The following is a 13,098-nucleotide window of genomic DNA, read 5'->3' as shown; positions in this document are numbered from 1 at the left end:
CGCTTAAAACAAACAACACTTGAGGAAGATTCTATGACGCGCCGTGCTATCGGGGTGAGTGAAAGACCGCCACTTTTACAGACAATCCCGCTTAGTTTGCAGCACCTGTTTGCGATGTTTGGTGCAACCGTGCTGGTGCCCATTCTGTTCCACATTAACCCGGCCACCGTGTTGCTGTTTAACGGCATCGGTACGCTGCTTTATCTCTTTATTTGTAAAGGTAAGATCCCGGCCTACCTGGGCTCCAGCTTTGCCTTTATCTCCCCGGTCTTGCTGTTGCTGCCGTTAGGCTATGAAGTGGCGCTGGGTGGTTTCATTATGTGCGGCGTGCTGTTCTGTCTGGTGGCTTTCATTGTGAAGAAAGCGGGGACCGGCTGGCTGGATGTGATGTTCCCCCCTGCGGCGATGGGCGCAATCGTTGCCGTCATCGGTCTTGAGCTGGCCGGTGTGGCGGCGAACATGGCGGGTCTGTTGCCTGCAGACGGGCAATCCCCGGATACCAAAACCATTATTATCTCGCTGGTAACGCTGGGCGTGACGGTCTTTGGCTCCGTGTTGTTCCGCGGTTTTATGGCGATTATCCCTATCCTGATCGGCGTGCTGGCAGGCTATGCGCTCTCCTTCGCGATGGGCGTTGTGGATACCACCCCGATTGCGCAGGCCCACTGGTTCGCGCTGCCAACTTTCTACACCCCGCGCTTTGAGTGGTTTGCCATCTTCACCATTCTGCCTGCTGCGCTGGTGGTGATTGCCGAGCACGTTGGTCACCTGGTGGTGACGGCCAATATCGTCAAGCGCGACCTGATCCGCGACCCGGGTCTGCACCGCTCGATGTTTGCCAACGGCTTCTCGACCATTATCTCCGGTTTCTTCGGCTCCACGCCAAACACCACCTACGGTGAGAATATCGGCGTGATGGCCATTACTCGTGTGTACAGCACCTGGGTTATCGGCGGTGCGGCGATTTTCGCTATCCTGCTCTCCTGCGTGGGCAAACTGGCGGCAGCGATCCAGATCATTCCGGTTCCGGTCATGGGCGGTGTTTCGCTGCTGCTGTATGGGGTAATCGGCGCCTCCGGTATTCGCGTTCTGATCGACTCTAAAGTTGACTACAGCAAAGCGCAAAACCTGATCCTGACCTCGGTGATCCTGATTATCGGCGTCAGCGGTGCCAAGGTGCACATTGGCGCCGCCGAGCTGAAAGGCATGGCGCTGGCGACCATCGTTGGTATCGGTCTGGCCCTCATCTTCAAGCTGATCTCCGTTCTGCGCCCGGAAGAGGTGGTGCTGGACGCCGAAGAGAGCGAAAAAGTCTCGCATTGATCCTGCAACCGGGCGGCCGATCCGCCCGGTTCTCTCCCCGCTTGTTCCGTGTTAAACTCTGGGCCGATTCCGAGTAAGACCTGGTTGAGGTATTTCTGAACGCACCGGCACAGCTCTCTTTGCCACTCTATCTTCCCGACGACGAAACTTTCGCGAGTTTCTGGCCGGGTGATAACCCCTCTTTACTGGCTGCACTGCAAAACGTGTTGCGCCAGGAGCACAGCGGTTACATCTATATCTGGTCACGCGAAGGTGCAGGGCGCAGCCATCTGCTGCACGCCGCCTGCGCTGAACTTTCTCAGCGCGGGGATGCGGTCGGCTATGTGCCGCTGGATAAACGCACCTGGTTTGTGCCGGAGGTGCTCGATGGAATGGAACAGCTGTCGCTGGTTTGCATCGACAATATCGAATGCGTGGCGGGAGATGAGCTGTGGGAGATGGCGATTTTTAATCTCTATAACCGCATTCTGGAGTCCGGAAAGACCCGGTTGCTGATCACTGGCGATCGACCGCCGCGCCAGTTAAATCTCGGGCTGGCCGATCTGGCCTCGCGTCTCGACTGGGGACAAATCTACAAATTACAGCCGCTTTCCGATGAGGATAAACTGCAGGCTTTGCAGCTGCGGGCGCGGTTACGGGGTTTTGAACTGCCGGAAGATGTGGGACGTTTTCTGCTAAAACGTTTAGATCGCGAGATGCGTACGCTGTTTATGACCCTCGATCAGCTGGATAAGGCATCCATCACTGCCCAGCGGAAACTCACCATTCCTTTTGTGAAAGACATTCTCAATCTTTAGGCCCGGCGCACGCGCTACCGGGCCAATCCTGCTTACTTCACAATCTCAAGCACCTGCTCAGGCGGTCGTCCAATCCGGGCCTGGCCGTTGGCCACCACAATCGGGCGCTCAATCAGCTTCGGATGCTCCACCATCGCCTGAATCAACGCCTCTTCACTAAGCGCGCTGTCTGCCAGACCCAACTCTCTGTAAAGCTCCTCTTTCTGGCGCATTAACGCTCTGGCGCTGGTCATTCCCAGTTGGGCAAGCAGCGTGCGGAGGGTATCGGCATCCGGCGGCGTATCCAGATAGAGCACCACCTGCGGCTCAACGTCGTTGGCTTTCAGCAGGTTCAGGGTTTCGCGGCTCTTTGAGCAGCGAGGGTTATGGTAGATCGTAACCGCGTCAGACATCTTTTCTCCTTTTACATCTTTTCATACGCGCGATAGCGCTGCTGCAGCTGGCGCAACTGATCGATACGGGCATCGTAACGGGCCTGTTGCAGGCTGCCGAGTTTCACCTGCGAGCTGGCGCTGCTCAGCAGGGAGATGGCCTGATCCAGACGTCCGGCCAGGGCATAACCTTCGGCGCGGGCAGCCAGCTCCTGATCGCGATGGCCGAGCGCGGCTTCCGCCTGGGCCAGCAGATCCCAGCCGTTAGGATCATCTTTATTATTGAAGGTGTAGCGGTTGAGAATGGGCGCGGCTTCCTGCGGCTGTCCACCCTGTAAGTAAGCATTCGCCAGGTTGAGTTGCAGGACCGGGTTATTGCGCAGATCACGGGCGCCTTTCAGACGGTTGATCGCATCCTGGGCTTTTTTCTGCCCTAAGTCGATGTCGGTTGCCAGATCAAGATACCAGGCATTGTTGGCCTCTGCGGTCAGCAGCGGCTGCAGGTTCTTGCGGGCCTCGTCATAATTGCTGGCCTCCATTGCCTGTAACGCTCGACCATACCGGGCGGCACGCTGTTCACGCACGTTGCCTTTGTTCAGGGCATCCAGCAGATCGTTGGTCAGCTGGTTGCGCCCCGAGTTGTACATGCCGAGGGTTCTGACCTTCGCCATATAGAAATCTTCTGAGGACTGCACCACCACCGGACGCATCTGGTTGGCGCGGTTGCGGGCATCCGAGAGACGGCTTTCCGGCAGGGGGTGAGTCAGCAGAATTTCCGGCGGACGCGAGGAGTAGCGCGCCCGGTCGAGTAACTTTTCGAGGAAGTTCGGCATCGCCTGCGGGTCGAAGCCGGAGCGTTGCAGTACCTGAATACCGATGCGGTCCGCTTCCTGTTCATTCTGCTGGGTAAAGCTGATCATCCCCTGACGGGTTCCCGCCAGGGTACCGGTCAGCGCAGCCATACCCGCTTGCGGGCTCGCCATCGCCAGCAGAATAGAGCCCAGTGCGCCCACCCAGGTGAGCGGGGCGCTGCGCTTCTGATCTTCCATCGCGCGCGCCAGGTGACGCTGGGTGACGTGAGAAATTTCGTGCGCCATCACCGAGGCCAGCTGGCTTTCGTTGTCGGCATAGCGGAATAACGCCGAGTGCAGCACCACGTTGCCGCCGAAGAAGGCGAAGGCGTTGATCTCGTCGTTATTGATCAAATAGAAGTGGAAAGGGGTCTTTACCGAATCCGCGTGGGAGACAAGGCGCATCCCCAGCGAATTAATGTACTGCACCAGCAATGGATCGTTGATCAGCGGCGCACTGCCGCGCAGTTGGCGCACGTAGAAATCGCCCATTTGCATCTCCTGACCAATGGAGAGCGTGCTTCCTGCCGAGGTGCCCATATCCGGCAATGCGTCTGCAGAGTCAGCGAAGGCTGGCATCATCTGGCCAGCGGTCAGCGCAGCGATGAGCGTCGCAACCAACGTTTTTTTCAACTGCCTGAACATAACCTCTGTCCTGTCTGGTGGGTGTGCTAATTTGACCGAAGAACCCGCATATCGTTCATCTGCGGCTGCTCTGCAAGTGTATGCGCCTCAGGGCGATAAGAAAATCCCTCTTTTCAGGCTTTTGCGTTTTGTGACGGAGCAAGAAAAAGCGAAAGTTTTTTCATTAACTCTTCGATACAATTCACCCTTTAGGTTCCGCCAATATCTTCAGGGAAGGGTTGAATGCTCGAGTTATTAATGCAGTGGTACCGCCGTCGTTTTAGCGACCCTGAGGCCATTGCTTTGCTGATTATTCTGGTTGCCGGTTTTGGCATCCTCTTCTTCTTTAGCGGGCTGCTGGCGCCGCTACTGGTGGCGATCGTGCTCGCCTATTTACTGGAGTGGCCTACCGTCCGGCTGGAAAATATTGGCTGTTCCCGCCGCTGGGCCAGCATCATCGTGCTGGTCTTTTTTGTTGGCATCCTGATGGTGATGTCCTTTGTAGTATTGCCGATCGCCTGGCAGCAGGGGATCAATCTCATCCGCGATATGCCGGGGATGCTCAGCAAACTCTCTGATTTTGCCGCCACCCTGCCGCGCCGCTATCCGGCCCTGATGGATGCGGGCATTATCGATGCCATGGCCGAGAACATGCGCACCCGCATCATGACGATGGGGGATACGGTGGTGAAATTCTCCCTCGCGTCGCTGGTGGGGCTGCTGACGCTGGCGGTCTATCTGGTGCTGGTGCCGCTGATGGTCTTCTTCCTGGTCAAGGACAAAGATCAGATGCTTAACGCGGTGCGCCGCGTCCTGCCGCGTAACCGTGGGCTGGCAGGGCAGGTGTGGAAGGAGATGAACCAGCAGATCACCAACTACATTCGCGGCAAAGTGCTGGAGATGATTGTCGTTGGGGTTGCCACCTGGATTGGCTTCTTAATCTTCGGCCTGAACTACTCGCTGCTGCTGGCGGTGCTGGTGGGCTTCTCGGTGCTGATTCCCTATATCGGCGCGTTTGTGGTCACCATTCCGGTGGTGGGCGTGGCGCTCTTCCAGTTTGGTCTGGGCACCGAGTTCTGGAGCTGTTTCGTCGTCTATCTGATCATTCAGGGGCTGGACGGAAACCTGCTGGTGCCGGTGCTGTTCTCGGAAGCGGTAAACCTGCACCCACTCGTCATTATTCTGTCGGTGGTAATTTTTGGCGGATTATGGGGATTCTGGGGAGTCTTCTTCGCAATCCCGCTGGCAACGCTGGTCAAAGCGGTGGTGCATGCCTGGCCGGATGTGCCGGCAGTGGAGGAGTAGGCTGTTGCCCGGCGGCGCTAACGCTTGCACGGGCCTACGGGTTTTGTAGGCCGGGTAAGCGTAGCGTCACCCGGCGAAACAAGCGAAGATCCGAATCAGGCGTTCGCTTTCACCCATTCCAGCACCACATCGTGGTGATTGCTGGTTTTGAAGTCATCAAACACGTGTTCAACTTTGCCGTCAGCGTCGATCAGGAAGCTGATGCGGTGGATACCGTCATAGGTTTTACCCATAAAGGTTTTCTCACCCCAGACGCCAAACGCGTTGCAAACCTGGTGATCTTCGTCAGAAAGCAGCGTGAAGTTAAGCAGCTCTTTTTCGGCGAAACGAGACAGTTTTTCCGGCTTGTCGGTGCTGATACCCAGCACTTCGACGCCGGCGGTTTTCAACTCGTCCATGTTATCGCGTAAGCCGCAGGCTTGTACGGTACAGCCTGGGGTCATGGCTTTCGGGTAGAAATAGACCAGTACACGCTGTCCCTGGAAGTCGGTCAAATTTACTTGCTCACCGTCTTGATCGGGCAAGCTAAATTTCGGTGCGATGTCACCGGCTTTCAGTGGATTCATTACTCAACTCCATCCTGTTCATGCTGGGAATAATTGACGACGTTAATACTGCCTTGCGCATTCAGTTCTGTACAGAGGGCTTTGAACGCTTGCTCGATATTTGAGGCATCCCGCGACGCCGGGCTGTGGGCGGTGATCTGAATAAACAGTTTCGGCACGGTGTCATCTTTGCCCGGTTGCGTCCGCGAGACCAGCTCGGCGATATTCATCTGGTGGCTGTCAAACAGGGCGGTAAAGCGTTCGATTAAATGCGGGGAGTCAGTCACTTCCACCTGGACCCAGACGGTAGCCGGCAGGGCAGGCTGCGGGCGCGCGGTGGTGCGCTTCATCACGATCAGCAGATCCAGCTCTGCGCCTTTTAACGGCAGGGTCGATTCAATCAGGGTGATCGCATTCCACGACCCGGAAAGCAGCATGATGAAAGTGAACTCTTCACCCAGCATCGCCAGGCGGCTGTCTTCGATGTTGCATCCGCAGCTACTGACGTGGCGGGTAATGGTGTTCACGATCCCCGGCCTGTCGGCACCCAGCGCAGTAATAACCAGGTAATGTTGTGATGAGGTTGTCAAACCTGTTCTTCCTTTGCGTGGTTTAGTCTTTCTAAGGAAAGCATAAAAAAAACCGGCATACAATAACCTGGAGGTCTCACGTCGCTTGCTTTTATTACAGCACCAAACGTACCATTGAGGCTCTTGTACGCACAGAGGATGGCCCATGTTCACGGGAAGTATTGTCGCGCTTGTAACACCGATGGATGAGAAAGGTAATGTCTGCCGGTCAAGCCTGAAGAAACTGATTGATTATCATGTCGCCAGCGGAACCTCGGCGATTGTTTCGGTAGGGACTACCGGTGAATCTGCTACGTTGAGCCACGAAGAGCATGGCGAAGTGGTGTTGATGACCCTTGAACTGGCTGACGGGCGTATCCCGGTTATCGCTGGTACAGGTGCCAACGCCACGGCTGAAGCCATCAGCCTGACCCAGCGCTTCAACGATAGCGGCGTAGTAGGTTGCCTGACGGTAACCCCATACTACAACCGCCCAACCCAGGAAGGTCTGTTCCAGCATTTCAAAGCCATCGCTGAACATACTGACTTGCCACAAATTCTGTATAATGTGCCGTCGCGCACTGGCTGCGATATGCTGCCAGAAACGGTAGGCCGCCTCGCGAAAGTAAAAAATATTATCGGTATTAAAGAGGCGACCGGGAACTTAAGCCGCGTTCATCAGATCAAAGAGCTGGTTTCAGACGACTTTATTCTGCTGAGTGGCGATGATGCGACCTCGCTGGACTTTATGCAGCTTGGCGGCCACGGCGTGATTTCCGTGACCTCTAACGTTGCAGCCCGCGATATGGCTGAAATGTGTAAACTGGCTGCGGCTGGTCATTTCCAGGAAGCGCGTGTGATTAACCAGCGTCTGATGCCGCTGCACAACAAATTATTTGTCGAACCCAATCCAATCCCAGTGAAATGGGCATGTAAGGAGTTGGGACTTGTAGCGACCGATACGCTGCGTCTGCCAATGACCCCGATTACCGACCACGGTCGTGAAACGGTCACTGCGGCGCTGAAGCATGCCGGTCTGCTGTAAAGTTTAGGGAGATTTGATGGCTTACTCAGTACAGAAGTCGCGCCTGGCGAAGGTTGCGGGTGTTTCGCTTGTTATGCTGCTCGCGGCCTGTAGCTCAGATTCACGCTACAAGCGCCAGGTGAGCGGTGACGAATCCTATCTGGATGCTGCGCCGCTTGCTGAACTTCATGCACCTGCTGGCATGATCCTGCCCATTCAGAATGGCGACTACAACATTCCGGTTGCCAACGGTAGCGGCGCGGTAGGCAAAGCGCTTGATATTCGTCCGCCAGCACAGCCTCTGGCGCTGGTAAGCGGGGCGCGTACTCAGTTCACCGGCGATACCGCGACGCTGCAGGTTGAGAGCGCGCGCAATGCCGGGCTGTGGCCGCAGGTGGTGAGCGTACTTCAGTCGAAGAATTACGCGATCACCCAGCGCGACGATGCCAGCCAGACGCTGACGACAGACTGGATCGAATGGAGCCGTCTGGATGAAGATCAACAGTACCGTGGGCGCTATCAAGTCTCTGTTAAACCTCAGGGTTATCAGCAGGCGGTGGTGGTTAAACTCATCAACCTGGAGCAGGCGGGCAAACCGGTTGCCGACGCGGCATCCATGCAGCGTTACAGTACCGAGCTGCTTAACGTGATTGCTGCGGGTCTTGATAAGAGCGCCACCGACGCGGCGAATGCTGCTCAGAACCGTAATGGTGCCACCTTCGACGTGCAGAGCGCTGCCGACGATACCGGTCTGCCAATGCTGGTGGTGCGTGGTCCGTTCAACCAGGTCTGGCAGCGTCTGCCTTCCACCCTTGAGCGTGTCGGCATGAAAGTCACCGACAGCACCCGCTCAACCGGCAGCATGACGCTCACCTACAAACCGCTCTCTGACAGCAACTGGGAAGAGCTGGGCGTACGCGATCCGGGTCTGGCTTCAGGCGATTACAAACTTCAGGTCGGCGATCTGGATAACCGTAGCAGCCTGCAGTTTATCGATCCGAAAGGCCATACGCTGACCCAGTCGCAGAATGATGCGCTGGTCGCTGTCCTTCAGGCGGCATTCAACAAGTAAAAAAAAGGGGCTGGTTAATCCAGCCCTTTTAATTTTCGTGCTACGCAAACGTGTGCGTGGCATAATATCTCCAGTTTTGAACACAAATCATCACACCAGGAGTAATGAAGATGCAGAAGCAAGCTGAGTTGTATCGTGGCAAAGCGAAAACCGTATACAGCACCGAAAACCCGGATCTGTTGGTGCTCGAGTTCCGCAATGATACGTCAGCAGGAGATGGCGCGCGCATTGAGCAGTTTGACCGTAAAGGCATGGTGAACAACAAGTTCAACCATTTCATTATGAGCAAGCTCGAAGAGGCGGGTATCCCGACGCAGATGGAAGCGTTACTGTCCGATACAGAGTGTCTGGTGAAGAAGCTGGACATGGTGCCGGTTGAATGTGTCGTCCGTAACCGCGCCGCGGGCTCCCTGGTGAAGCGTCTGGGCATCGAAGAGGGCATGGAGCTGAACCCACCGCTGTTCGACCTGTTCCTGAAAAACGACGCCATGCACGATCCGATGGTCAACGAATCTTACTGCGAAACCTTTGGCTGGGTGAGCAAAGAGAATTTGGCGCGTATGCAGGAGCTGACCTTCAAAGCCAACGACGTGCTGAAGAAGCTGTTTGACGACGCGGGCCTCATCCTGGTCGACTTCAAACTGGAATTCGGATTGTATAAAGGTGAGGTGGTGCTGGGTGATGAATTCTCCCCGGACGGCAGCCGCCTGTGGGACAAAGAGACCCTGGATAAAATGGACAAAGACCGCTTCCGCCAAAGCCTGGGCGGCCTGATTGAAGCGTACGAAGCCGTTGCTCACCGTCTGGGTGTTAAACTCGATTAATCCTGCCTTATCTGCCAGAGGAGTACAGCCTCCTCTGGCATCTCACTCCTGTTTCCTGTGGTAATCTTGCTTCGAAGCGCCTACGATCATACCTGTTATCAAGATGATATTTTTCGAGGTGGGATTATGCGCTGGCAAGGGCGTCGTGAAAGTGACAATGTGGATGACAGACGCAGCAGTGGGGGCCCGTCGATGGGCGGCCCGGGATTTCGCCTGCCGGGAGGCAAGGGCGGCATTATTATTTTGCTGGTGGTCGTGGTGGCGGGCTACTACGGGGTCGACCTGAGCGGGCTGTTAACCGGGCAACCGATGCAGCAACAGCAGCAGGCAACGCGCTCCATCAGCCCGAGCGAAGACGAGGCGGCGAAATTTACATCGGTCATTCTCGCCACCACGGAAGATACCTGGGGCCAGCTGTTCGAAAAAATGGGCCGTACTTACCAGCAACCGAAGCTGGTGATGTATCGAGGCGCCACCCGCACCGGCTGCGGCACCGGACAATCGGTCATGGGGCCGTTCTACTGTCCTGCTGACGCTACCGTCTATATCGATCTCTCCTTCTACGATGACATGAAACATAAGCTGGGCGCCGACGGCGACTTTGCCCAGGGCTATGTTATCGCTCATGAAGTCGGCCATCACGTGCAAAAACTGCTCGGCATCGAGCCAAAAGTGCGTCAGCTCCAGCAGAATGCCAGCGAGAGAGAGGTGAATGCCCTGTCGGTACGCATGGAGCTACAGGCCGACTGCTTCGCCGGCGTCTGGGGTCGCAAGATGCAGCAGGAGGGCGTGTTGGAGGCGGGCGATCTGGAAGAGGCCCTCAACGCCGCCCATGCCATTGGCGATGACCGCCTGCAACAGCAAAGTCAGGGCCATGTCGTGCCAGACAGCTTTACGCACGGCACATCAGAACAGCGTTATAACTGGTTCAAAAAGGGCTTTGACGGCGGCGATCCGGCACAGTGCAATACCTTCGGCAAGGCGCTGTAATCTTCAATGTCAGGGATGAATTTATCAGGCCTGCCTGAACAACTGGCGCGGGAAGGGCACCGGCGACTGCTGGTGCTGAGCGGGGATGAAACATGGACGCAGCAGCAGGCGCGGCTGTTGAAAGAGGACTATCCCGGGGAGTGGCTGTGGATTGGCGCTGATGCCCCGCAGCCGCCATCCTGCGCGCCCCAAGCGCTGCATCAGCTGCTGGGCCGTGAGTTTCTTCACGCTATCTTCGACGCCCGGCACGGCTTCGACGTCTCGGCCTTTGCTGCCGTGGCGGGCACCCTGCAAGCCGGCAGTCTACTGGTTCTACTCACCCCCGCCCTGACACAGTGGCCAAAAATTCCCGACCAGGATTCCCTGCGCTGGAGCGACAGGCCAGAGCCCATCCCTACGCCGCGCTTTATTGACCGCTTCTGCCGCCACATCCTGGGCGATCCGCAGGTGTTAAGCTGGCAGCAGGGCGAGCCTTTTATGCTTACGCCAACGCCACCCGCACCCGACTGGCATCCGGCCAACGGCGAGCCCCAGAGCGAGCAGGCCGCGATACTCGACCAGCTCATTACTATGCCCGAAGGCGTCGCTGCCGTCACCGCTCCACGCGGGCGCGGCAAGTCGGCGCTGGCGGGCATGCTGTTGCATCGCATTATGGGCAACGCCATAGTCACCGCTCCCGCCAGGGCTGCGACCGACGTGATTGCCCGTTTCGGCGGTGAGCGCTATCGCTTTATGGCTCCTGATGCACTGCTGGCCTCGGACGAGCATGCCGACTGGTTGATCGTTGATGAGGCGGCGGCCATTCCCGGCCCGCTGCTGGAGCGGCTGGTGACGCGCTTCCCCCGGGTCCTGCTGACCACCACGGTGCAGGGCTATGAGGGCACCGGCAGGGGGTTCCTGCTGAAATTCTGCGCCCGTTTTGCCGGGCTGCGTTACTTCACCCTCTCCACTCCGGTGCGCTGGGCGGCAGGGTGCCCGCTGGAGCGCCTTATCGCGCAGGTGCTGCTGTTTGATGATGAGCCCGACGACAGCATCCCGCAGGGGGAGATTAGCTACGCAACCCTGGAGCAGGAGGCCTGGAACCGCGCTCCTGCGCTTCCGGCGGCGGTCTATAAACTGCTTTGCGCCGCCCACTACCGGACATCTCCCCTCGATCTGCGACGCATGATGGATGCCCCCGGACAGCACTTTGCCGTCGCCCGGGCAGGGGAGCGCGTCTGTGGCGCGCTGTGGCTGGTGGAGGAGGGAGGCTTAAGCCCGGCGCTCAGCCAGGCGGTATGGGCGGGCTTCCGGCGTCCGCGCGGCAATCTGGTGGCGCAATCTTTGGCGGCACACGGGGGCTCGCCCCTGGCGGCAACGCTGAGCGCGAGACGGGTGACCCGCGTAGCCGTCCATCCTGCCCGCCAGCGCGAAGGCATTGGCCGGGCGCTGGTGGCCGCGGCCCGCCAGCAGACGAGCCTCGACTACCTTTCTGTGAGCTTTGGTTACACCGACGCGCTCTGGCGTTTCTGGCAGCGCTGCGGTTTTGTGCTGGTGCGGATGGGGAGCCACCAGGAGGCCAGCAGCGGCTGCTTCACGGCGATGGCACTCCTGCCGCTTAGCCCGGCGGGGCAGGCGCTGTGTCAGCGCGAGCATCAGCGGCTCTGTCGTGATGCCGCGGTGATTGAACGCATGAACGGAGAAAAGATCCCGGTAGAGCCCGCGGGTGAGTCTACCCTTAATGATGATGACTGGCTGGAGCTGACCGGATTTGCTTTTGCGCATCGCCCCCTCACGGCGTCGTTTGCCAGTCTGACGCGCCTGCTGCGGTCAACGGTTCTGCCCCTGGCAGGCTTGCGGGGCAAAATCGAGCAGGACCGGGACGACGGCGCTCTGAGCCAGAGTCTGGGGCTGAACGGGCGCAAGGCGTTACTGAATTATCTGCGCAGCGAGGCGGGTCAGGCGCTGGCGCAGCTGGACAGTCAGCGCTGTCAGGAGCTGAAGCAGACGGTTTTGCAATGGCAATTTTTTCAATAACTTCATCAGTAAACTGGCATGTTCATTCTGCCTGTCAGGCGTAGAATCCCGCTTACCCATTAAGGAGACTGCCATGAAACATGACCATTTTGTTGTCCAGAGCCCCGCTATGCCAGCCAAACAGCTTCTGCTGCTGTTTCATGGCGTTGGCGACAACCCGGTCAATATGGGGGAGATTGGCCGCTGGTTTGCACCCCTGTTTCCTGACGCGCTTGTGGTCAGCGTGGGCGGTCCGGAGCCTTGCGGCCCGAACGGCCGCCAGTGGTTTTCCGTGCAGGACGTGACCGAAGAGAGCCGTCAGGGGCGCGTGGATGCCATCATGCCCACCTTTGTCGAAACGGTGCGTTACTGGCAGCAGCAAAGCGGTGTGAAGGCGGATGCCACAGCGTTGATCGGTTTTTCTCAGGGGGCGATTATGGCGCTGGAGAGCATAAAAGCGGAGCCAGGCCTGGTCTCGCGGGTAATTGCTTTCAATGGCCGCTATGCGACCTTGCCCGGACAGGCGACCACCAGAACCACTATTCATCTGATCCACGGCGGGGAAGATCGCGTGATTGAGCTGTCCCATGCGGTTGCTGCTCAGGAGGCGCTGATCCGCGCGGGCGGTGATGTGACGCTGGATATTGTCGACGATCTGGGACACGCCATTGACGATCGCAGCATGCAATTTGCGCTGGATCATCTGCGTTTTACCGTGCCGAAACGTTACTTCGATGAAGCGCTCAGCGGCGGCAAGCCCAATGATGACGACATCGTGGAGTTCTTTTAGCGGATAACCCTCTCCCCG

13 protein-coding genes are annotated in these 13,098 nt (G+C 57.7%); 9 read left to right on the top strand and 4 right to left on the bottom strand.

The window, feature by feature from the left end; genetic code table 11:
- Window positions 1-33: 33 nt before the first annotated feature.
- Both uraA and GNG26_RS16335 read left to right on the top strand, forming a co-directional pair.
- Entirely contained in the window at window positions 34-1,323 is a 1,290-nt protein-coding gene (gene uraA, locus GNG26_RS16340; RefSeq protein ID WP_156239525.1) for a uracil permease, read from the top strand.
- A 95-nt stretch (window positions 1,324-1,418) separates the two neighbouring features.
- Window positions 1,419-2,120 carry a DnaA inactivator Hda gene (locus GNG26_RS16335; RefSeq protein WP_214422612.1) on the top strand — a complete coding sequence of 234 codons (702 nt, stop codon included), beginning with the start codon at window positions 1,419-1,421 and terminating at the stop codon, window positions 2,118-2,120.
- Window positions 2,121-2,152: 32 nt separating this feature from the next.
- Here the strand turns inward: GNG26_RS16335 and arsC are convergent, their stop codons facing one another.
- Together arsC and bepA are read right to left on the bottom strand one after the other, a co-directional pair.
- A complete protein-coding gene (arsC, locus tag GNG26_RS16330) occupies window positions 2,153-2,512 on the bottom strand; it encodes an arsenate reductase (glutaredoxin) (protein WP_156239523.1) in 360 nt (119 codons plus the stop codon).
- A gap of 11 nt (window positions 2,513-2,523) precedes the next feature.
- Window positions 2,524-3,987 (bottom strand): beta-barrel assembly-enhancing protease, encoded by a 1,464-nt coding sequence (bepA, locus tag GNG26_RS16325; protein ID WP_114385993.1) that lies wholly within the window; start codon window positions 3,985-3,987, stop codon window positions 2,524-2,526.
- A gap of 222 nt (window positions 3,988-4,209) precedes the next feature.
- Between bepA and GNG26_RS16320 the strand changes: the two genes are divergently transcribed.
- Window positions 4,210-5,271 (top strand): AI-2E family transporter, encoded by a 1,062-nt coding sequence (locus GNG26_RS16320; protein ID WP_103180681.1) that lies wholly within the window; start codon window positions 4,210-4,212, stop codon window positions 5,269-5,271.
- A 95-nt stretch (window positions 5,272-5,366) separates the two neighbouring features.
- On the opposite strand, the gene bcp is transcribed toward GNG26_RS16320, so the two are convergent.
- A complete protein-coding gene (bcp, locus tag GNG26_RS16315) occupies window positions 5,367-5,837 on the bottom strand; it encodes a thioredoxin-dependent thiol peroxidase (RefSeq protein WP_039029687.1) in 471 nt (156 codons plus the stop codon).
- A complete protein-coding gene (locus GNG26_RS16310; RefSeq protein WP_197080105.1) occupies window positions 5,837-6,406 on the bottom strand; it encodes a glycine cleavage system transcriptional repressor in 570 nt (189 codons plus the stop codon). The genes bcp and GNG26_RS16310 overlap by 1 nt, the downstream gene beginning before the upstream one ends.
- A gap of 145 nt (window positions 6,407-6,551) precedes the next feature.
- On the opposite strand from GNG26_RS16310, the gene dapA reads away from it, so the two are divergent.
- The 6 genes from dapA to ypfH all read left to right on the top strand — a co-directional run bounded on the left by dapA (window position 6,552) and on the right by ypfH (window position 13,080).
- Window positions 6,552-7,430 carry a 4-hydroxy-tetrahydrodipicolinate synthase gene (dapA, locus tag GNG26_RS16305; protein ID WP_103180679.1) on the top strand — a complete coding sequence of 293 codons (879 nt, stop codon included), beginning with the start codon at window positions 6,552-6,554 and terminating at the stop codon, window positions 7,428-7,430.
- Window positions 7,431-7,446: 16 nt separating this feature from the next.
- The gene (gene bamC, locus GNG26_RS16300; RefSeq protein ID WP_103824657.1) at window positions 7,447-8,481 is read left to right on the top strand and encodes an outer membrane protein assembly factor BamC; all 1,035 of its coding nucleotides are present in this window, start codon (window positions 7,447-7,449) and stop codon (window positions 8,479-8,481) included.
- Between the two features lie 110 nt (window positions 8,482-8,591).
- The gene (gene purC, locus GNG26_RS16295) at window positions 8,592-9,305 is read left to right on the top strand and encodes a phosphoribosylaminoimidazolesuccinocarboxamide synthase (protein WP_103180677.1); all 714 of its coding nucleotides are present in this window, start codon (window positions 8,592-8,594) and stop codon (window positions 9,303-9,305) included.
- A gap of 126 nt (window positions 9,306-9,431) precedes the next feature.
- Window positions 9,432-10,295 (top strand): neutral zinc metallopeptidase, encoded by an 864-nt coding sequence (locus tag GNG26_RS16290; protein ID WP_156239521.1) that lies wholly within the window; start codon window positions 9,432-9,434, stop codon window positions 10,293-10,295.
- A 15-nt stretch (window positions 10,296-10,310) separates the two neighbouring features.
- On the top strand, window positions 10,311-12,311 hold the full coding sequence (locus tag GNG26_RS16285; RefSeq protein WP_370463899.1) for a tRNA(Met) cytidine acetyltransferase TmcA: 2,001 nt from the start codon (window positions 10,311-10,313) through the stop codon (window positions 12,309-12,311).
- Between the two features lie 73 nt (window positions 12,312-12,384).
- A complete protein-coding gene (gene ypfH / locus GNG26_RS16280) occupies window positions 12,385-13,080 on the top strand; it encodes an esterase (RefSeq protein ID WP_156239517.1) in 696 nt (231 codons plus the stop codon).
- Window positions 13,081-13,098: the final 18 nt, after the last annotated feature.

The sequence above is a fragment of the Leclercia sp. J807 genome (genome assembly GCF_009734465.1).
In the GTDB taxonomy this organism is placed as follows: Bacteria; Pseudomonadota; Gammaproteobacteria; order Enterobacterales; family Enterobacteriaceae; genus Enterobacter.
The sequence above is the reverse complement of the archived record's forward strand: the minus strand, read 5'-3'. Positions and strand labels throughout refer to the sequence as shown.

What these genes read in the sequence shown, in the direction of transcription:
- uraA (WP_156239525.1), top strand. Translation starts at nt 34, where the DNA reads ATGACGCGCCGTGCTATCGGGGTGAGTGAAAGACCGCCACTTTTACAG.
- arsC (WP_156239523.1), bottom strand. Translation starts at nt 2,512, where the DNA reads ATGTCTGACGCGGTTACGATCTACCATAACCCTCGCTGCTCAAAGAGC.
- bepA (WP_114385993.1), bottom strand. Translation starts at nt 3,987, where the DNA reads ATGTTCAGGCAGTTGAAAAAAACGTTGGTTGCGACGCTCATCGCTGCG.
- GNG26_RS16320 (WP_103180681.1), top strand. Translation starts at nt 4,210, where the DNA reads ATGCTCGAGTTATTAATGCAGTGGTACCGCCGTCGTTTTAGCGACCCT.
- bcp (WP_039029687.1), bottom strand. Translation starts at nt 5,837, where the DNA reads ATGAATCCACTGAAAGCCGGTGACATCGCACCGAAATTTAGCTTGCCC.
- dapA (WP_103180679.1), top strand. Translation starts at nt 6,552, where the DNA reads ATGTTCACGGGAAGTATTGTCGCGCTTGTAACACCGATGGATGAGAAA.
- bamC (WP_103824657.1), top strand. Translation starts at nt 7,447, where the DNA reads ATGGCTTACTCAGTACAGAAGTCGCGCCTGGCGAAGGTTGCGGGTGTT.
- purC (WP_103180677.1), top strand. Translation starts at nt 8,592, where the DNA reads ATGCAGAAGCAAGCTGAGTTGTATCGTGGCAAAGCGAAAACCGTATAC.
- GNG26_RS16290 (WP_156239521.1), top strand. Translation starts at nt 9,432, where the DNA reads ATGCGCTGGCAAGGGCGTCGTGAAAGTGACAATGTGGATGACAGACGC.
- GNG26_RS16285 (WP_370463899.1), top strand. Translation starts at nt 10,311, where the DNA reads ATGAATTTATCAGGCCTGCCTGAACAACTGGCGCGGGAAGGGCACCGG.
- ypfH (WP_156239517.1), top strand. Translation starts at nt 12,385, where the DNA reads ATGAAACATGACCATTTTGTTGTCCAGAGCCCCGCTATGCCAGCCAAA.